Raw genomic sequence first — 20,241 nt, 5'->3', positions numbered from 1 at the left:
AAAAATTGATTAATCAAGTTATGGCCTTTTTTATAATTTCTTACATTTGATTTATACATGCAACTTTTTAACTCTTGTAAAATATGGGGATATTTGATACATTTATTAGTGTAGTTGTATTTGCTTTAGTAGCAAAATTGGTTTGGGATAAATTCCAAAGCCATCCCAGTGATAAATATCATAATGATAGTTGGAAAGAGGCACGAAAAAATATAAAAAAAAAATACATCTGTATAAATGAAACTTTACGAATTTTGTCAGTTTACAGAAATTCAACAATACGATACCGTTTGGAATATTAGTTGACCAGTATTTTAATGAATTTACAGTTGCAAATCTATTTGCTGTTAATGAATTTTTTGTAGAGGTTTATTACGATACTAAAACAAATAAAATACTTTATAAAAAACATTTTAAACAAGGTGAATTATTAGATAAGTATCTCAATAGGATTAAGCTTTGATAGTTAAATGAAGCCTTTATTACATCATCATTAATCTTTCAATTGTTCCTGCTGGGTAATTATCTGCCGTTCTTATCCGTTGTTCTAATTTTAAATACCTTTTGGTTGGTATTCCGTTATAATGTGTTTTAAAGTATTTTTTGTATCGTTGTTGGTAGACTGCATCAGGAACAAAGGCTTTATCAAATACGGCTGTTAAGCTTCTCCACTTCTTAGATTCCGTTTGCTTTGCGTATATCATATTAAACGCTGTACGGTGCAAAAACATTCCACTATCTAAATATAGCTTTCTGCAAAGTTTATGTGTTATTGGGCATTTAAAATAGTATAAATATCCTTTACCTAAATTTGAAGGAACTTCGATAATTTTTATTTTGTAGTTTTTGGGTTCTCCATTTACATTATAATTTAAGATAATGTGTTTTTCAAATTCTAAGAAATTAACTTCGATATTTATTTTAGAATGTGTATCTCCGTTTCTGCTCCAGCTAATAATGCCCGCCTTAGAGCCTCTTTTTAAATATTCCCATTCTTTTAATTTGGTCGTGCTTATTGTCAAACAATCATCAACTTTTTTATTGTAATTTGCTGGTCTTGGCATAGTATTGTCTTTTCTGTGAAACCTAAATTATTAAGGAATACTGAACTATAAAAATAAACTATTAATTATTAAAAATCAATTGTTTTTAGTTATATTTGTTTTGGTTTTATGCAATGCCTGTGTGAACTATTGAACAAACAAAAAAGGCGCTCCGTTATGGTGCGCCTTTCTTGTTTATTTTGATTGAATTTTACCATTCACTTTTTTTACTTGGAATATTATCACTTTTTAAAAATTCATTTAATGATGTGTTTAAATTATTAAATTTAGTTTCAATTGCCTCAGGGTATAATTTATAAATACTTCTTAAGTCACCGTTTTCTTTATAATAGGGGTTGGTAAGTCCTATTCCTACTTCAGTCCAGCCACTTATAACTGAATATTGTGATGGTTTAAGATACTGTTCAAGTTTTATTACATCAAACTTATATTTACCGTCTTTAAATGATATTTCAATTTGGTATCTTCCATTACTGCAGTTCATCATTCCAAGTGTTTTAATACAAAGCATATTTGATTCACTACCTTCAATCCTTATGTAGTCATTTTCAATTTGTGCTTTAATTACTTCTTTAGGATTGTTATAAGTTACAGAAACCCAATCTAGTGCTTTTTTATACAATTCATTTGCAGTTTTATTTGGAATAGTCCCTACAACATAATCTGTAAATCCATCTTTTGTAAATTTAAATTCTGTTTCCTGTGCAGTTATTAATCCAGTAATCAATAAAAGGAATAGCATTAATACTTTTTTCATAATTTTTTAGTTTTAAATTTTTTTCAAATGTAAGTAAACCTTTTAAATCTATTTTACGGCTTTCCGTACTTATGGGTAAATTAATCAAAATTAATTTCAGGAAGTTTATATTTTTCTATTGGCTTTTCGCTTAATATAGCTGTCTTACAAACCTTCTCTAATCCGTGAAATTTTAAATATTCATTAAAGAACGTTTCCCCTCTATCGTTTGCTTCTTCTATGTCTATTTGATTAAAAATACTGTTGCTTAAATCAGTTTCAAATATATTTTCTATATCTGAAATTACTGGAATTTCTTTCGGTTTAATGAATTTGTATCTTGAATCAAATTCGATTTCTCCAGCGCTACAATCCAAATATTCTGTTTTGTCAATTAACCGCAATAAATCAATTTTTAATTCTGTGATTATTTGTGCATCCTTTTTGATATTTAAATCAGTATTTTGTCCAGCAACATCGCAAAGAATTATAAATAAATGTTTTGCTTTCTCTCGGTTACAAACTAACTTATTCAAGGCTATTAACTCTTTTTCATATTTTGCAATTCCTTTCTTTATAAAAGCGTTTTGCTGTTGTTTTTTTAACGATATTGACTTTAGAGTGAGTCTCTTTATAGGTGCTAAATAAAGAGGTTCACTCTTAACTGTTTTTCGTTTGGTTCTGCTTCTTCCTGTGCATAAAATATTAAATGTTCTTACTATTGCATAGCTCAATAAATTGTTTTTTTTATGCCCTGTAAATACTGTATTATCAATGTATGAAAAATCATTGTTGGTTAATCGCTCTAGCATCAAATCAAATAATTCTAAATAATTGCAATTAATTGTTACTAGCTTTTTTGCTTCATTCATAGCATTGAGAAAGTCAATTTTCTTTTTAAAAGTCATGTTTTCAGTTATATCATAATCTCTACTTTTTGATATTATCAAAGAAGGATTTATGGCTTTAAATTTTGATTGTAAGGCACGGACATTAAAAATATAATTTGAATGTTGTCTAATATGGCGTAGTATCAAAAATCTATGAACAGGGTTTAAGTAACTGCTATTATTGAGAGCTAGCAAAGTATTAAACATAATAGTACACTTGCCTATAAATTGGTAGTAATCAATATTATATTCATTTAAATTAAAGCTTGCGCTTATGTATTCAAACTTTGATTTGTAGAACTTAAAACCGTTAGAAATTCCTTTTACTTCAGGTTTTGCAAAATCAAGTTTGCTAATCAAATTTAAACCTCTAGGAATAGAATTGATGTAAGCAAAATTTAATCTTTTATTACTTACTTTAAAATATTCTTTTAGAATTGGGCGGTTTAGTTCTTTAATTCCAAAGTCACAATTTGGTGGAACTTGTAATATTTGAGGTCTGTTTTTATCATCTATAAATATAATCGCATCGTGAAGCCTTGCACCATGTTTTAAATCATTCATTGTTGCAAAATTGTTAATTGCCAATGATTCGTATTCTGTCATAGCAAAAATAAATTTTCTGTTACTGTCATGTGTCAATGATATAAGTATTTTACATTGTTCAGGTGTATAACCGCAATCCATAAAAAAAGCGGTTGTTTCTTTTATGCTTTTGTATTTTCCACTATTACAAACGCTGTTAAATAAAATTTTTGCTTCTCCTCTCGTTATTTTTTTAGCTTTCATAAGATTGTTATAAACATGGTCTTTTAAGGTTGCTCCAGCTTCTATGTCTAAGAAAGTAGGGAAGGCGCTTTTAATATCACATTCGATAATTTTAAATGGTGCTAACATTCTCAATTGTCGGGAAGTTTTAACTAAAGGATTGTAAATTCTATCATGTTTTGTTGATATAACAAAATGTTTTGTTGAAAGCTTTAGTTCACTACATATTAAAAATAATATTCCATAATACCATTGGTTTACTAGTGTGAATCCATTTATTGGAATGCGTTTGCTTTTTCTGCTGTCAATGTCACCATATTTTTTTTCTAAATAATTTCGATCAAAATTATAGTTCTCAATTAGTAGCTTTTCGCCTGTGCTTATGTAGTGGTTCACGTAGTCAATATGCTGGTGGTGTCCAAAATACGACGAATTAAAGAACCATGCACTTTGTATAATTAACCAGCAATGTTTAAAATAAGGTGCGTCTTTCATTGAAACAAAAACTACATCTATTTCGTGAATTGCGGTGTATGGTGTAAAGTTATTTGCATCAAAAAAACCTTTCACCATTTCTAGCGTGTAATATTCATCTTTTATTTTATCCGTGAATATCTCAGAATAAAAGTAAGCCATTGCCAAAAGTGTAATGTCTGAAAATGGAATACCAAAGTTGTCTTTATTATCGCCTTTCATATCCTGTAAAGAGGTAATAAATTCAACTTCGATATTATTCGAAATACGATTTTGTATATCGGTTTTTAAATTAGAATTATTGAAAAAATCTAACTTAATCCATTCAGCAATATAGGTTTTTGGCACGGCTGGTGTAGTTGCCGTGTCCATTTCCTATTCTCTTTTATTTACTTTGAATAAAAATGTATTGGTGGTCAATAAATGTGCAAGGTGTCCTGTGTATTTACAAATTTCCTTTTTATCTGACTGCTCTAGCAAACCTTCTTTCTCGAGTTGGCGTTTGTACCTACACATTGCCTCAATGTTTAAATCAAAGGCGGTGCAAATTGCTTTCTTTGTGACTGGTTGCACTTTTAGTGCTTTGTAGAAAATAACCGTTTCAGGAAGATTTTTAAAAACCAAATAATCACTAATGTAAAATTTCAAAACGCTGGTTCTTACATAATCGATGTACTGTTGTGCCTGTGTATTTCTATTTTTCATAATGCTAATGATTAATAGGTTTCACGGCTTCCAATACTTCAGAACGCTTGTAATATACTTTGTTTCCTATGCCGTAGCTTTTTAGCTTACCGCTTTTAGTGTGCTTCCAAAGTGAAGTTTTATTGAAAGACAGTAATTTGCAAACTTCATCCCTTGTAAGTAAGGGATTTTCGAGTTGCTGTTGTTTTAATGGTGTTTGGGTTTCAAACAATGGTTTTAGAGCTTCGGCTAGTTGCTCTATTGTGTAGCCTTGAATTAAAATTTGTGAAGTCATTGTACTTACTGTTAAAGTGAAGTACAAATAAATCTTAGGGTATTTTTAGGGATTCCCTAAATCGTTTCATCTATGTTGAAACCAATTTTTATAAGCTGTTTTTCAACTTTTTGAACAGTATTTTCACTGTTAAATGGATTGTTTTTTTGTCCAGCATCCCTGCTGATTATTGGATTTATAGCAGATTGTATCGTTGTTGGTTTTTCTCCAGTAATAGCACTTAAAGCAGAAGCTAAACCGTTAATTGAAACATGATTGTTTTTTCTTAGAAAATCGATTATACCTAATTTTTGTAAATAAATTATTTTTTCGGTTGCAGTGCAATCGCTTAAGTCAAAGGCTAATGTTGGAATTGTTTTTATATTAATCTCTTTCTTTTTGAGTTTTAAATATTCAATGATTCTAATAAATGAAAATTTAGTGTTGTACAAAAACAGCCATGTATCTTCGTGGTCTAGGTAAGCTAATTTTTTTATTATTTCTTTATCAAAATCAATCACTTGACAATAGTACTCTTTATCGCTTACATAAATGTTTTGCAACTGTACAGTTGTATTGTCTTCTAATGTATAGGTCACATTTCTCATTAATTTGGAATCCTCCTCAGAAAAATCCTCTGGAATAGTTCCAAAGTTATTTATACATTCAATTCGTTCTCTGTAAAGACCTATTTCAGTCATTAAAAAGTGTTTTAAATCATAATCAGAATTAATTGTAAAATGTTCTATTAATAAATTGTCATATTGACTTTCATATTCTGATAAACTGTAAACTGTTGGACTTTTAAATAAGTTTTTCATTTAGTGCCTGTGTTATGTATTACCTCCAATTGAGGTATTTTTTCTTTAGGTGCTAATTTACTGAAATATTCTAGCATTTGGTAGGCATTGTCATACGTAGTTTTGCCGATATAGAACAAAAACATTCTTTCCGTTCCGTGAGCAGTTATATTCATCAAAACAGGTGTTGGAATACGTCCGTAGAAATTTGTAGCGAAGCTTCTGCGACAAATATGTGAAGTTACTAATTCATATTTTTGGTACGTTCCAGCAATATTTAATTTGACTTTTTCATCAATCTTTTTACCAGTCTTTAGAGATGTTATTTTATTCCCTGTTTTTACGCTGGTAGGTTTTTTGCCCTTAATCATTTGAGTTAATCCAGCTATTTTACAAATATCTTTTATGTATTCGTTAAATCGTGGTAAAGATATTTTATAAGGTAGACCGTTTTTTATTATTTCGAGTGCATCGGGTAGTAGTGGGACTGCAACTTGTTTGCCTGTTTTTTGTTGCTTAATCTCAATTAACATCATGCCGTTTAAGTTCTTAATATTATTTTCAGTAATGCTCAATAAATCTCCAGCACGCTGGCCTATTAAGCACCCTAACAAAAGCCATTTTCGAGCGTTTTCAAGAGCTTCACGTAATAAGGGGACAGTTTTTATGTGTTGCTGTTCTTCTTCGGACAAATAGACTATTTCCTCAGGTTCTTTGCGTTCGGAAACTCCTTTAATATTTTTTAATTGGTTAGAAACTTGAATGTCATTTTTATAAGCATCATTACAAATAGTTTTTATGTTTGCAATATTTTTACCTACGTAATTAATAGAGTAATTTTTACTAAATAACCAGCTTTTATACTTTTCGACAAACTGTAAATTAATGTCTTTAATTATAATGCTTTTGCCTTTGAGTGCTTCGGTTTCATATTTTGAAATAGTTTTTTTGAATAACTTTATATTAGCTACACGGCCAGCACTTAAACCAAGTTCTTTTTTTTGATTTTGTTTGTAGGGTGCATCATCAATATACTTTTGAATATAGTTAGTAAGAATGTCCAATTCCACTACAGGTGTTTTATTGTTGAATACGTCAATTTGCTTTTGTAACCAATCGCCTGTAAATTCAATCCCTGTACTTATTGCAATATTGTGTTGTTTCTCTAAATGCGTTTTTAATTCAGAAAGACGAATATTTATTTTTTTAGAATCTTCATCTAATAATTTGCTTTGTTCTTTCTTAGCATTCCAATCTTTATAATTTACAATAAAGCCTGTTTTTCTCCAAAGCCTTATGTCTTTACTGATAGAGTAGTAAACGTAAATATTTGAGTTATCTAGTTCATTACGTAGTTTTAATTTTAGTGTTGCCATAGTGATAAAGTGTTTGAACAAATCAAAGATAATTCTTTTGTTACACTCTTGCTACACCTTTGCTACACTTTTAGTGTTTTCGTTCGAATTGTTACGAACTACTTTAAATCTTTAAACCATCTTAAGTATTGGTTTTATTGGTTTTTTTTTAAATTATAGTTTCGTTCGGATTTGGGGGTTTTGTCCCTGTCGCGGCCACACAAAAAAAACGTAAATCATTTATATAATGATTTACGTTTTTTTTATATCTACAATTCATACCTCAATTATTTTAACTTATCTCTTAATAGTGCTGCTAGTTCTTCTGGAGACTCCATCGGAATTAAATGTCCTATGCCGGATAAAGCGACAGTTTCTACCTTCTTTAAATAAGGAAGTACTTCTTTGTTTATGTCATGCTCCTTAATAATAGGATCGTCAGTTGAATAAATTAGTAATACGGGAGTGGAGTTCTCGATAATTATATCGGTTATAGATTCATTCATTCCGTCGTTAATCCACCATTTCCATGCGCCTTCTTCAATTTTTAATTGTGATTCTACCGCATATTCAAATCTGTCATGGGCGAGCTCTTTTTTGATGGCGTTGTTTACTGTAGTTATAGCTTCAACCCTATTAGGATGATCAAGCATGCGTTCTTTTTCTTTTTGAGACATGTTTTCAATAGTAGGAGGAGAGGGAGCAATCAAAATGATTTTTTTTGGCAGGTTCTTTTTTAGAAGAGTGTTTACATACAACACCAATTTGCCACCCATAGAATGGCCGCATAGATAATAGTTTTCTAATTCCAAAGCTTCAATAAAGTTAGCGATGTAAATACTGTATGAGGATATAGATGGATGCTCTAAAGATTCTGAATTGCCAAAGCCAGGCAAATCTAGTGCTACACAACGGTAGTCGCTTTTTAAATAATCGATTAGCCAAGACCAACTACCTGCGTCTCCTCCAAAATAATGGACAAAAACTATCGTAGCATCTCCTTGTCCAACATCTGTATAGCTATAGTTGTTTAATGCATTCATAGTAATTAATTTTTAAACCAAAATAACGTTAATTATCTGAAGGGTAGTACTCCTAAGAAATAAAAAATTAACTCAAAAAAATAAATAAACAAAAGTCATTTGAGTTAAAATAAAAATGTATTGCGTTCTAAATCACTTTTTAATAGCTGTAGATTTACATTTGAACGATATAAGCAGGATAAAGTAAGGGTACTTTAGTGAGTTGCATGAGTTGGAATTTTCAGTTCTAGTGGCCTTACAATTTACGACTGCATAATTAAAAGATAAAAAAAATGGATTTAAATATTAAAGGAAAAACAGCCTTAATAACTGGAGGAGATTCGGGTATAGGAAGAGAAACAGCAAAATTTTTGGCGAGAGAAGGAGTAAATATAATTTTATCAGATAGGAAAGAAGGTAAAGATTTATCCGATGCTGTAACAGAAGTTGAAAAAGAAGCAAAAGATGGCGCTACAGTAGTAGGAATAGCTGCTGATTTATCAGATAATAATGAAGTACTAGCTTTAGCAGCTAAAATTGATAAGGACTATGGTGGAGCACACATTATCTTTCATTCTGCGGGTGCTAGAGGCGCAGCGGGTGATTTTTTAAGTTTAACAGATGACGATTGGATGAAAACAATTGATATTGATTTGTTAGGATCTGTGAGAATTGCAAGAGCTTTTATTCCACAAATGCAAAAATTAAAATGGGGGAGAATGATCTTAGTTTCATCTGAAAATGCTTTTCAGCCCTATGTTGAAGAAAGCCCGTACAATGCTTGTAAAGCGGCGATTATAAATCTTTCTAAGTGTTTGTCAAGATCGTATTCAAAAGAAAACATCTTATTTAATTGTGTGTCTCCGGCTTATATTGAAACTCCTATGACAGATGCAATGATGGAAGAACTAGCAAAGGAGAGAGATTGTAGTGTGGAAGATGCGGTTAAATGGTTTGTAAAAAATGAACGTCCACATATTGCTATGCAAAGACGAGGGAAACCAGAAGAAGTAGCTTCGGTAGTTGCTTTTTTATGTTCAGAACAAGCGAGCTACATCAACGGAAGTAATATTAGAATAGATGGTGGAGCGGTAGAATCTGCTTTCGGATAGAAGTGAACGGATATTATTCTATATTAAAATTGAATTCATTAATAAAGCAGCTGAATTTTGATTTGATAATAGGTTCGTGTGGTCTTGATCATAGTTATATGCATGGGATCATTCGTGTAAGTGAAGAGATTAAGTAAGAGTTGAATAACTAAGACGTAAACTATAGGTTAAGTGTATTAATTTTATAAAAAAAAATCTAATTCTTAATAGGAACAAATGAGATAGCCCAGATAGAAGGGAAAATCCTTTTTTGGGCTTTTTTCAGCCCGAAAAAGATTACTTCACCATATACTCATTTTTTTTGGCGTTCAGTGAACTTCGTTTGGAATGATAGCTGGAAATAGCTCCTGAATAAACCGAATCAAAAAGGCTAACCTTGAGAGTTAGCCTTGCTAGGTTTTGAATTATAGTTTGATAAATTTTCCTTTATATACCTCTGTTTCATTCTTGATGATATAGAGATATGTACCTGCGGGTAAATTTGAAATAGAATATTCATTGGATTCTTTTTTGTCATATTGTTTAACAAGTGAACCATTCAATGCGTAAATTTTTATTTCTTGAAAATCAAGTGTTGCAACAATTTTTATATGATCTCTTGCAGGATTTGGATATACTATAGCACTTACAGTGGATACTTTATTCGGTTTTATTTTTAAGTTTGGACTTGAATCGACAGCTGCATACCACCCACTTCCTCTAGTAGAAGCATAATATTTGCCGGGTGTATTGTAGTCAATTGCGATATCGTTTATTCTGTCGGATTGTCCATTTCCTTTGTTAAATTTTACCCAGGTTTCTCCAGAGTCTTTAGAAATGTAGGTACCTCCATTAATCATTCCAATGGTATTGTTTGGTAAAGTAGAGACCAATATTGTTCGGGTGTCATATTTTGCTACTTCCACACGATTGGTCCATGGGTAATCAAAAAGTTTTGTCCAATTTTGCATGTTGTCATCGCTTACCCATAAACCACCACCATTTGCTGCTACATTGTCAAAACCAGCGGTAATATATGATTTTCCATCTTTGTCAAAATGAATATCATTGATGCCAGAAGTTCCAGAAATATCTGTGGTGGAGCTTACTTTTGTCCAATTATTTGCATTATCAATAGATTTGTATAAACCTCCACCTGTGCCAATCACTGCAGCATATAGAATGTTGTTGTCATTCGGATCCAAAGCTATTCGGGCTACGTCTAGAGAAGAAGGCAGGCCGTTATTGCTGTCTGACCAAGTTACACCAGCATCTGAAGATTTGTGTATTCCCCAGCCTGTTACAGAGTCGCCAACCCACTCTAATTTGAGCGATGACCTTGGAACACAAAAATACATGTTGTTGGTGTTGCTTTTATCTATTAATAAACACATTTGGTGTACAGATTGATCACCTCCTGCAGTGTTAACAGGCCAAGGCAAAGGTACAGGTGTACCTACGGTTGCCCATGTGATACCATTGTCTATAGATTTTAGTAATTGTCCTCTTCTGTCTTGACGGAAGAAAGTCGCAAACCAAATATTTGGATTCGTAGGGTCTATTGCTACAGAGCTTACAGAGTGTTCACCTGATGTTAAGTTGCGTACTGAAGCACCTTGAGCATTGGGACGAACCAGTGAACCTTCGGAATTGGTGATCCATAAACTGTTTTCACCCGATGGACAAAGAACTTTATTTGGGGCATTTTCACTTTGGTAAAAACCATGACCTGGTACATTGCTATTTCCTGCTCCAACATAGCTTTCGCTATTGGGTGAGGTTTCAATGTCATCTATATCTTGCCAACTATCACCATTGTCATAGGAAACAAAACCAATTTTTGCCATTTGAGTATATAATACGGTTCCATCAGCATTAAACTGAATGAAATTACATGATTTCTGCTCGTAATCATCACGATTTACCCAATCATGTTTGTATTTGATCTGAATATTTGTGTTTAAAGGGTTTTCTCGATTTGTCCAATAAGTTAAATCTGGGCTTCCTGAGTTCCAATTTTTACCATTTCTAAGCGTTACAAACCATTTGGAACCTCCATTTGTTGTTCTCCATAACTGTCCAGGCTTGAAATTATTTCCAGAGGCATTGGAGTAGTTGTTGACCAAGTAAATATTGTCAGGATTTTTTGGGTCTACTATAATTTGATTGAAACGTTGGGTAATTTTGGAAGGCATATTTGGGTATAGAGATACAGCTTCGTCGTATGGTATTCCATAATAAAATGCAACAGTGTTATAATATGATTTTACCACCCCTGTATTGCTACTGAATTGTGTCATGTCTAAGGCTAGATTGCCGCTAATGTTTGTCCATGATTCTCCTTTGTCAGTGCTTTTGTAAATCCCTCCAGTGTCATCAGTTAGTGTGCTTCCGTCTGCTTTCCACATAATGTTACTCAATGCATAAAGAGTAACTTGAGTGCCACTTAAGCTAGGGTTGTAATACATCCTAAGGGAACGAATTACATTATTAGTAATTCCATTTGATTTTAATGCCCAGGTTGTTCCTCCGTTGATACTTTTGTAAAAGCCGTAATTGGTACCCGCATAAATTACATTTGAGTCTGTAGGGTCTGTATATATGGTTTCAATTTCTGCATTTGGGTGTAAACCTGAATTAACCAAAGTCCAATTAGCGCCTTTATCTGTGGTTTTCCATATTTTTCCTTGACTGTTACTATGGATATACGATCCGTTGGGCTGCGAAAGAGGAAAATCTACTCTGCCGTAATCACGCATACGTCCAGCACCTAAGTACCAGATGTTTTCATTCTGAGGGTCAACTGCTACACAAGCAAGATAAGCGTTTCCGGCTTGTCCTTGGACAGAAAGTACTCGTGTCCATGATTTTCCTTTATCTGATGTTTGGAATAAATCGCCTAAACGTTTTCCTGTCGAAAATCCAAAATTTTCGTTGGAACGCGAAAAATCAATGGAATAAGTTTCAACAGGTCCTCTCGTACCGCTATCCCATGCCGCAGCGTCTTCGTTCATGATGGTTTCGTAGGTGAAACCTCTGTCTATTGAACGATAAGAATTCCCCATATTGGGCGAAGTAAAATGCGTATTGCTATCTGTAGGATGTGTATAAAAGGAGGTGTTGTTTCCACTCATTCCAGGTCCAAATTGAATCCATTTGATGGAAGAATCAGAGACGATATCTTTGGTTTTTATATCTGTAAAAAAGGTGGAAATAGGAGGGATTTTTTCGATTTGAATGTCGTCAAAATAGATCTTTCCAGTATTTGTTGTGTTAGGTCTAATGGAGAAAAATACAGAGCCAGTGTTGTCATTGACAGTAGCGGTAAAATCGCTGGTGTATTTTGTCCAGCTCGTTGAAGTGAGAGGGAAATTTATTTGAAATAGTTTTGTTGCGCCATTATTGGCAAAAATTTTGATATTACTATCGGTGTTTTCAATTGTCGTTACTGCTTTATAATAGAATGTAATGCGATAACTTATCCCGTTTTCCCAACTTATATTTCTGGGAGTTTCTAGATTTCCCTTTTGTGAAACTGAATTAAACTCCATTTCAAAGCCATTATTCCCTATTCGCTTAGAGATAGAATTTACTTCAAATTTTGGCATGGTTCCAATATTTGTATTGGCTCCCCATTCAGTCGCAAGATTGCCTTCAAATCCACTTTTAAAAAGGATGGTTTGGCTCCAACTGGAAAAAGATAAGAATAGGAAAAATAAAAAAGGGTAGAGGTGTTTCATAGTTAATAATTATAAAAGGTAAAAGGTTTTTTTAATTATTAAGCTAAGTTATCTGTTTACAACTGTTATTTTGTTTTATATGTCTTAAATGATAAAACATATGATTTTTAAGTATTTAGACTTCTGTGGTTTTTCTTTTTTTATGTTGTTTTATAATCGTAAATTTACTTGAATCATTATTTTGAGTTACTATTTTCTAATTAATAAGAGATTAATCATGAAACAACAAGTGCCAGTGTCGTCTATTATGACACAAAACATAGTGAAGCTAAATTTGACTGATGAATTAACCAAGGCCGAGGCTTTGTTTAGAGAAAACGGAATCAAACACATTCCTGTTTTGAGCAACAATAAAATTGTGGGAATGCTGAGTCTAAACGATATGTTACGGGTTTGCTGTACAGAAGTGGATGACGAGGATGATGTCGATTTGTCTTCGGTGGTGTATAATATGTTCACGATTCAACAAGTGATGACTAAGAATGTTGTTGCTATCAAACCCTATACTACAATTAAGGAAGCCGCTGAGATTTTGGTTAAAAATGATTTTCATGCCTTACCTATATGTGAAGGCGATACCTTGATGGGTATCGTTACCAGTACCGATTTGATTAAGTATTTGTTGCGTCAATACGAAGATTAGGTCTTTTTGGCCATCGTTTTGAGATGTTTTTTGTTTTGATGTTGGTTAAGGAAGAATATTTGAGTAAGGACAATTACTGTCAATTATAAAAAAAAAAGGAGAGACTGTTTGTTATGAACAATCTCTCCTTTACTATTTGTGCTTAATTTTGGTATAATCAGATTTTTAATGGCTTACTTCTAGCTTGTAATATTTAACCCTTGCATAAGCGCCTTCATCTCTGGATTGAAAATAATTTCCGGCTTTAAAATAATTTTCGAATATTCCCCATTTCCTCATGTGAATACCGTCGTAAACTTTGTACTCGCTGTTATTCAAGATTATTACCATTTCGCCGTCAGATACTTTTACTTCGAGTGTAAATCGACCAAATCCAACTTCTTGTTCAAAATTAAAACCATCGTCATCGTCCCAGGCCTCTTCGTGCAATAGATCAGGTCCGGTAGCGTTGAGGTTTTTCAAGATTTTGGTTTTAACTCTAATTTTACCATCTTGCCAATAAATTTTTAATATTGGTGGTGCATTATTATCTTTTTGACCTATTAAATCACGTTGCTCATCGGTCAATATGCCGTGAATTTGCATAATAATTACTCGGTGATATTTACCGTCACTGTCTTTGGAAACTTCTCCCATGGCAAGATCACCTTTCATTTTTGCGCCTTGAGCAAATGTCCAATTGGTTTTGTTGTCACCAGGCACCATTTGTTCTCTTAGTTCACAACGGGTATATTTGGTGTTTGCAGTAGTTGCAGCACTAGGGAAGGAGTAGAATACTAGCGTACCACGTATAGAATCATTATACATATAAGGAATAAGTCTTTTGTCTTTTGCATAATTTAAGATCTCTGGTGGTTGTACACTCAGCGCGCTCCCTTTTTGATTTAACTCGGGTATGGTTACACTCCAATGGCTTAAATCGATATTAGGCAGTCTGATCCTTTTTCTTCTCTTTTTTTTCTTTGCTCTTTTTTCTGTTTTCATCATATTATCTGCATTGCTACTTGCCTTTTCTTGACAAGTAGCAGTAACAGATATAAATACCATTAAGAGAATTGAGAGTGTGATTTTTAGTGTTTTCCTCATTTAGATTATTTTGCAGGATATACTTTTACATTGTCTACATAAGCGTCCACATCCGTCACACCGTAAATCAAGATAGAAACTTTTCCTGTTGCATTTGAGGTAAAAACTTTTGTCACTTTTGTGAAAGTTGTTTTTCCTAAAACAATAGTACCATTGTGTTGTGCTAATGGTCCTGCAGTAGAGCTCGCAATTGCATCGGCTCCGTCAGAAAATTGTCCGTTAAGAATTTCTCCTATAATTCGATTACCGCCTGGAGCAACACCATCTTGTTCTGCCTCTGTTTTAATAGCATATTCAAATTCTAATATATAGTTTGTATTAGGAGTAATATCGATTGCCTGATAGGCATATTGTGTTTTACTACTTACATATACACCTGCAGACGTGGACTTGGTCCATTTTGCACCTGCAGTTTTTGAACCATTATCAGATTCATCATAATTCAACCAAGAACCATCACCACTTGTATTGTATGGACTCGTGGTCCCTCCAGAGAAGCTACTAAATTTCCAATTGTCTTGTCCATCATTAAAGTCTCCGTTTAGAATATCCGGAATTATAGATGGCGGAACAATTGGTTTTACTACCGTTACTGTAGTTGAAAAAACACTTGTTTTATCAAGTTTGTCCTTAGCTGTTAAGGTTACAGTATAGGTACCTTCGGCAGGGAATGTATTCTCTCCATCTTTGGTTATACTTGTTTTACCATCCCCGTAATCCCAAGTATAATTGGTAGCACTAGTAGAAGTGTTAGAGAAAGTATACGTTAGGTAATCAGCAGTTTCTGTTGCTGCAAACTTAGCTATTGGAGGATTCAAATCGGCTTTAGAATTTGCTTCGGGTAGTTCAAAGGCAAGTGAATCAATCGTGGGATTACAAGATGCAATTAAAAAGCAAGTCATAATCGCTAGAGCACTATTGCTGAATTTTGCGATTCGTTTTATTATGCTAGTATTCGTTTTCATAATTATATGTTTTATCTTAGTTATAACCTGCATTTTGTTTCATAGTACCTTTACTCAAATTGATTTCGTTTTGCGGAATAGGAAGTAACAAATCAGTTGAATCAAAAGTGAAATCATTTGCTAATGAAAAAGCTCGTAGTATTGATTCTGCTTCACCAAATCGTATTAAATCAAAAAATCTTTGGTTTTCGAAAGCAAATTCGACACGTCTTTCTAGTAGTAAATCTGATTTCTTAATTGTGCTTGGAGTATTTAACCCAGCTCTATCTCTTACTAATTTGAAGGAAGCGACTGCTGTGGAAGCAGAGGTTTCAATTGCTCCAGCCATAATTGCCTCTGTATGCATTAATAAAACATCAGCATAGCGTAAAATGATCCAGTCGTTACCCGCTAATCTAGGTAGGCCAGTAAAAGTTTTTCCGTCACTACCTCCGTTTTCGCCGTTAGGGAAGAACTTCGCTACTTGGTATCTAATTGTTCCAGTTGAAATAGGATCTTCTCTATAAGAATCGGCAACTCTGTTTCCTCCATTTGCATCTATAGCAGTGATAACATCTGAAGTAGCATAATTAACACCACTTGTTCTACCTACAGCATTCATCCATTCTGATGAAAATAATTGGCTGTTATTTTGAATACCACCTTCATACCCTATTGCAAATATAATTTCAGAATTTAGCTCACTATAAAAAACATCATGAAAATCATTTTTAAGCGTATACTTTTGACTGTTGATAATGCTTTCGCATAATAGTTGCGCTTTGGTGTAAGACTCTGGAGTTCCTATTGTCAAGTGTACTTTTGCTAACAGGGCTTGTGCTGCTGCTTTTGAAGCTCTTGTTTTATAACTTGAAATCCCTGTAATTTCAGGATCTAAACCCGTAACAGCATTGTCTAAATCGGCAACAATGAGATCGTATATAGCGTTTGTGCTAACTCTTGTGTATTGAATGCCCGTTTCAGCAGGTGATATCACACGATCAATCAACGGTAAATCTCCAAAAAGTCTAACAAGGTTAAAATACGCATATGCTCGTAAAAATTTTGCTTCACCTTCAAGCGCTGCAGCCTTTTTGGTATCGGTTACTACACCAAGATTTTCTAAAATAACATTTGCTCTGTAAATTATTTGAAAATAGCTGGAGTAGTAATTTAAAACAAAACTATTGGTAGGTAGTACACTAAAGCTTTCTAGTTGACCTGCATCTGAGGCATCTTCAGAGTCTGGACTTTTTGTGCTCGTGTTATCACTACGCATTTCAGTAACATAAAACTCATATTGTACGCCGTGATTATTATCCTTGTCATAATCATTAATTCCCTTAACAGCAGCATAAGCGCCTATCAAACCTGTTTCTAGTTCTTCTGCCGTAGTGTAGTAATTTCCAGATGTTATACTAGAACTTGGAGCGGGAGATAAGAAATCGCTACAAGATGTAAATACACCTATTGTTAATATGACGGTTATATATTTTATATATTTCATAATATTTTTTTTATCGTTTAGAGAAATTATTAAAAGTCTAGATTCAGACCAAGAGACACTGTACTATAGATCGGGGATCCTCCTCTTTGGTATCCATATTGTGTAGGACTTGTTTTGTCTACAGCTTCTGGGTTCCATCCGGTGTAATTTGAAGCCGTTTTGTACATTAAATTTTGTCCTGTAGCGTATACTTTTAATCCAGAAACTCCAATTTTCTTCAATACATCTTTTGGAAAGTTATATCCAATGCTTACGTTTCTTAATGCGATGTAAGACGCATCTTGCACTATACTATTTGTGAAAAATTTATCAACTAAAAACTCTGTGTTTTCAGCAGTATCCAAGTAGGTTCTATTGTTATTGTTGCTAAATAAATAGTGATCCGCAATGTTTCTCACTTCGGCACCATGTGAACCTTGGAACATGAATGAAACATCAACATTACCGATACTAAATTCATTTGTCATACTCCAAATAAGTTCCGGGTAAGGGTTACCTAAAACCGTTTTATCTTCGCTATCCAAAACTCCATCCCCATTTAAATCTTTTACATAAACCAAACCTGCTTGTGCACCAACGTGTCTGTAGGGTCTGTCTCTGTCTTCAAATGCTAATTCTTTGTCTACAACATAACCGTAAAACAAAGAAATAGGTTGTCCTTCAAGATTAATCCATTCAGCAGGACGGCTAGGGTCTAGACTTGTAATTTGTCCGTTCGAGTCAGCAAAATCAATTAAAGTATTGTTGTTTGTTGTAGCTATTAATGTAGTACTCCATTTAAAATCTCGTGTACTGATATTTTTTGTTCTCAACTCAAATTCCCAACCTGTATTTTTAACTTTTCCTAAATTTACCAAGGCGTTTGAAAAACCTGTAGTAGCAGATATTGGATTTGGTAATAATAATTGGTCACTTGTTCGTTGATACCAATCAACAGATCCTGTGATTCTATTGTTCCAAATACCAAAATCTATTCCTGGGTTAAACTCAATAAGTCGTTCCCAACGCAATTCAGGGTTAGCAATATTTGCAGGTGACAAACCTGCTTGCACACCACCATCTACACTGTAACTAGATCCGTCTGCGGTAAGTAAAGCTAAATGCGGATAATAATCTACAAGTATGTTTCCGGTGCTTAGGGTAGATGTACTCCCTTGAGCATCTGGATCTACTGCTCCAGTGTTCAATCTGTCATTTCCGGTAACCCCGAAACTAGCTCTGAATTTTAAGTTTTTAATAAAATTATTATCTATTAAAAATTCTTCTTTTCCAATATTCCATCCAATAGATGCTGCAGGGAAATTACCATATTTGTATTTTGATCCAAAAATAGAACTTCCGTCACGTCGCATACTTATAGATGCTAAGTACTTGTCGTTGTAAGCATAGTTAACTCTCGATACATAAGAGATTCCTCTTTTTTGCCATTCAAATGCATCTGCATCAGATATAGTAGTTGCATTGGTAATCTGTTGTACAACATCATTTGTGTATCCGGTTCCTGTAACGGTCGAGAAAAAATAATTTCTGCTTTCTAGAGATACACCAGCAGTAACACCAATGTCATGTTTTCCTATTGATTTGTTGTAATTGAAAAAGTTGTCAAAAATTATATAGTTTTCTTTTTGAGCAATCTCTGTCATATAAGCATCTGTTGGACTTTCTTTTCCTAAAGTTCCTAAATAGTCTGTTCTTTTTGTATCGTCATAAGAACCTGCCAATGTAGATTTAAAAGTCAAATCTTTTAAAATGTTATATTGCCCATAAAAACTCCCGTACAACTGGAATTTCTTGTCTGTTCTGTTACGTTCTGCAACTCTAGCATAAGGATTCTGATTGTTACTATTACCTATATTTTGTAGTTTGTCGTTAATTTGGCCATCTCCATCTAAATCAAACATTTCAAAATGAACCATTCTAGCATAATCTCCAGGAACTAATCCTGCATACACACCGTTTGGATCAATAAAACGTAATGTTTCTTCGGTATGATAAATAGGTAACCATGGTTGGTGTCTCGCTACGTTGTGAATGTTTTCAGAGAATCTTCTTCTAGTAGTAAAGGATGGACTCAAATTTGCGCCAATAGTAATTTTATCACTTATTTTACTATCTACTTTTAGTCTAGCACCATATTTTTTATAATTATCTAATAATAAAACACCTTCATCATTTGTGTAGTTTAAACTAGTAGCAAACTTAGTTTTGTCATTACCTCCTCTCAAAGAGATAGAATGATTGGTAATTACCCCTGTTTCAAAAAAAACATCTTGCCAAGAGCGATCGGTTCCAATTTGCAATTGGGCAACGGTGTAAGGTGAAAGAGTTAATCCTGCATCTGTTTGTTTTTTTGCCCAATCCGCAGTGGTGTAGCCATAAGCCTCACTTTTTCGAGCTGTTTTTATTCCGGTATAAGTACTGTAGTTGATTTTAGTTTTTCCTGCTACACCAGATTTCATGGTAATCATAATAATACCATTTGAACCTTTAGATCCATATATAGAAGAGGATGCGGCATCTTTTAATATTTCAAAAGATTCCACATTATTCATGTTCAAAGAACCAAGAAAACTAGAATCAACAATGATTCCATCTACAACAATCAGTGGTGTAGAATCCCCAGCCATAGAACCAACACCTCTAATGGTAATGGTTGGTGCAGCTCCAGCTTCACCATCTGTGGCTTGTATGTTTACACCAGATACTTGTCCTACCAATGCATCATCAACTCTTGATACAGCAATTTGATCCAAGTCATCATTGGTTACTTTGGATATAGCTCCCGTTAAATGTGATTTTTTTTGTGTACCATATCCAATGACTACAACGTCATCCAACAGGTTTGCATTTTCTTTAAGTACAATATTTATGTTTTGTTGATTGTTTATTATTTGTACTTGACTAGTAAAACCTAAATATGAAAATCGAAGAATGTCTCCTTTTTTTACATCAATAGTATACTTACCATCAAAGTCTGTTGAAACTCCTTTTTTTGATTTTGCGATATTGACATTAACACCCGGAATAGGCAAGTTGTCCGAGGCTGCTAATACTGTTCCTGTCAATTTATATCTATCTTGGGCGACGGCCGCCAAATTAAATAATAAAATGACCAGTAATGATAATGTAATTTTTAAATTCATAATGGTTTTTTTAGTTAAAA

At 33.4% G+C, this 20,241-nt stretch carries 15 protein-coding genes; 2 read left to right on the top strand and 13 right to left on the bottom strand.

Annotated elements, in window-relative coordinates; all coding sequences use genetic code 11:
* Nucleotides 1–482 precede the first annotated feature (482 nt).
* The 8 genes from FFWV33_RS01030 to FFWV33_RS00995 all read right to left on the bottom strand — a co-directional run bounded on the left by FFWV33_RS01030 (nucleotide 483) and on the right by FFWV33_RS00995 (nucleotide 8,088).
* Nucleotides 483–1,064, bottom strand: a complete 582-nt coding sequence (locus FFWV33_RS01030) for a hypothetical protein (RefSeq protein WP_108739173.1) — start codon at nucleotides 1,062–1,064, stop codon at nucleotides 483–485.
* A 190-nt stretch (nucleotides 1,065–1,254) separates the two neighbouring features.
* Nucleotides 1,255–1,821 carry a DUF4468 domain-containing protein gene (locus FFWV33_RS01025; RefSeq protein ID WP_108739172.1) on the bottom strand — a complete coding sequence of 189 codons (567 nt, stop codon included), beginning with the start codon at nucleotides 1,819–1,821 and terminating at the stop codon, nucleotides 1,255–1,257.
* An 80-nt stretch (nucleotides 1,822–1,901) separates the two neighbouring features.
* Entirely contained in the window at nucleotides 1,902–4,304 is a 2,403-nt protein-coding gene (locus tag FFWV33_RS01020; RefSeq protein ID WP_108739171.1) for a hypothetical protein, read from the bottom strand.
* A gap of 3 nt (nucleotides 4,305–4,307) precedes the next feature.
* Nucleotides 4,308–4,637 (bottom strand): hypothetical protein, encoded by a 330-nt coding sequence (locus FFWV33_RS01015; protein ID WP_108739170.1) that lies wholly within the window; start codon nucleotides 4,635–4,637, stop codon nucleotides 4,308–4,310.
* 4 nt (nucleotides 4,638–4,641) lie between these two features.
* Nucleotides 4,642–4,911, bottom strand: a complete 270-nt coding sequence (locus FFWV33_RS01010) for a helix-turn-helix domain-containing protein (protein ID WP_108739169.1) — start codon at nucleotides 4,909–4,911, stop codon at nucleotides 4,642–4,644.
* 56 nt (nucleotides 4,912–4,967) lie between these two features.
* Nucleotides 4,968–5,711: a hypothetical protein gene (locus tag FFWV33_RS01005; protein WP_108739168.1), complete on the bottom strand. Its 744-nt coding sequence runs from the start codon at nucleotides 5,709–5,711 to the stop codon at nucleotides 4,968–4,970.
* Nucleotides 5,708–7,066, bottom strand: coding sequence for a tyrosine-type recombinase/integrase (locus FFWV33_RS01000; protein WP_108739167.1), 1,359 nt, complete (start codon nucleotides 7,064–7,066; stop codon nucleotides 5,708–5,710). The genes FFWV33_RS01005 and FFWV33_RS01000 overlap by 4 nt, the downstream gene beginning before the upstream one ends.
* Before the next feature lie 266 nt (nucleotides 7,067–7,332).
* Complete coding sequence (locus tag FFWV33_RS00995; protein WP_108739166.1) at nucleotides 7,333–8,088, bottom strand: alpha/beta fold hydrolase; 756 nt, start codon at nucleotides 8,086–8,088, stop codon at nucleotides 7,333–7,335.
* 272 nt (nucleotides 8,089–8,360) lie between these two features.
* Between FFWV33_RS00995 and FFWV33_RS00990 the strand changes: the two genes are divergently transcribed.
* Nucleotides 8,361–9,179, top strand: coding sequence for an SDR family NAD(P)-dependent oxidoreductase (locus tag FFWV33_RS00990; protein WP_108739165.1), 819 nt, complete (start codon nucleotides 8,361–8,363; stop codon nucleotides 9,177–9,179).
* Between the two features lie 404 nt (nucleotides 9,180–9,583).
* On the opposite strand, the gene FFWV33_RS00985 is transcribed toward FFWV33_RS00990, so the two are convergent.
* The gene (locus FFWV33_RS00985; RefSeq protein ID WP_108739164.1) at nucleotides 9,584–12,898 is read right to left on the bottom strand and encodes a T9SS type A sorting domain-containing protein; all 3,315 of its coding nucleotides are present in this window, start codon (nucleotides 12,896–12,898) and stop codon (nucleotides 9,584–9,586) included.
* Nucleotides 12,899–13,115: 217 nt separating this feature from the next.
* Between FFWV33_RS00985 and FFWV33_RS00980 the strand changes: the two genes are divergently transcribed.
* On the top strand, nucleotides 13,116–13,541 hold the full coding sequence (locus FFWV33_RS00980; RefSeq protein WP_108739163.1) for a CBS domain-containing protein: 426 nt from the start codon (nucleotides 13,116–13,118) through the stop codon (nucleotides 13,539–13,541).
* A gap of 165 nt (nucleotides 13,542–13,706) precedes the next feature.
* Here the strand turns inward: FFWV33_RS00980 and FFWV33_RS00975 are convergent, their stop codons facing one another.
* The 4 genes from FFWV33_RS00975 to FFWV33_RS00960 are packed head-to-tail and all read right to left on the bottom strand — an operon-like array spanning nucleotide 13,707 to nucleotide 20,221.
* A complete protein-coding gene (locus FFWV33_RS00975) occupies nucleotides 13,707–14,627 on the bottom strand; it encodes a polysaccharide lyase family 7 protein (RefSeq protein WP_108739162.1) in 921 nt (306 codons plus the stop codon).
* A 5-nt stretch (nucleotides 14,628–14,632) separates the two neighbouring features.
* The gene (locus FFWV33_RS00970; RefSeq protein ID WP_159085957.1) at nucleotides 14,633–15,592 is read right to left on the bottom strand and encodes a PKD domain-containing protein; all 960 of its coding nucleotides are present in this window, start codon (nucleotides 15,590–15,592) and stop codon (nucleotides 14,633–14,635) included.
* Between the two features lie 16 nt (nucleotides 15,593–15,608).
* Complete coding sequence (locus tag FFWV33_RS00965; protein WP_108739160.1) at nucleotides 15,609–17,078, bottom strand: RagB/SusD family nutrient uptake outer membrane protein; 1,470 nt, start codon at nucleotides 17,076–17,078, stop codon at nucleotides 15,609–15,611.
* Nucleotides 17,079–17,107: 29 nt separating this feature from the next.
* Nucleotides 17,108–20,221: a SusC/RagA family TonB-linked outer membrane protein gene (locus tag FFWV33_RS00960; protein ID WP_108739159.1), complete on the bottom strand. Its 3,114-nt coding sequence runs from the start codon at nucleotides 20,219–20,221 to the stop codon at nucleotides 17,108–17,110.
* Nucleotides 20,222–20,241 lie beyond the last annotated feature (20 nt).

It is taken from the genome of Flavobacterium faecale, from assembly GCF_003076455.1.
Classification (GTDB): domain Bacteria; phylum Bacteroidota; class Bacteroidia; order Flavobacteriales; family Flavobacteriaceae; genus Flavobacterium; species Flavobacterium faecale.
Note: the sequence above shows the minus strand (reverse complement) of the source record. Positions and strands in the feature narration are given on the sequence as shown.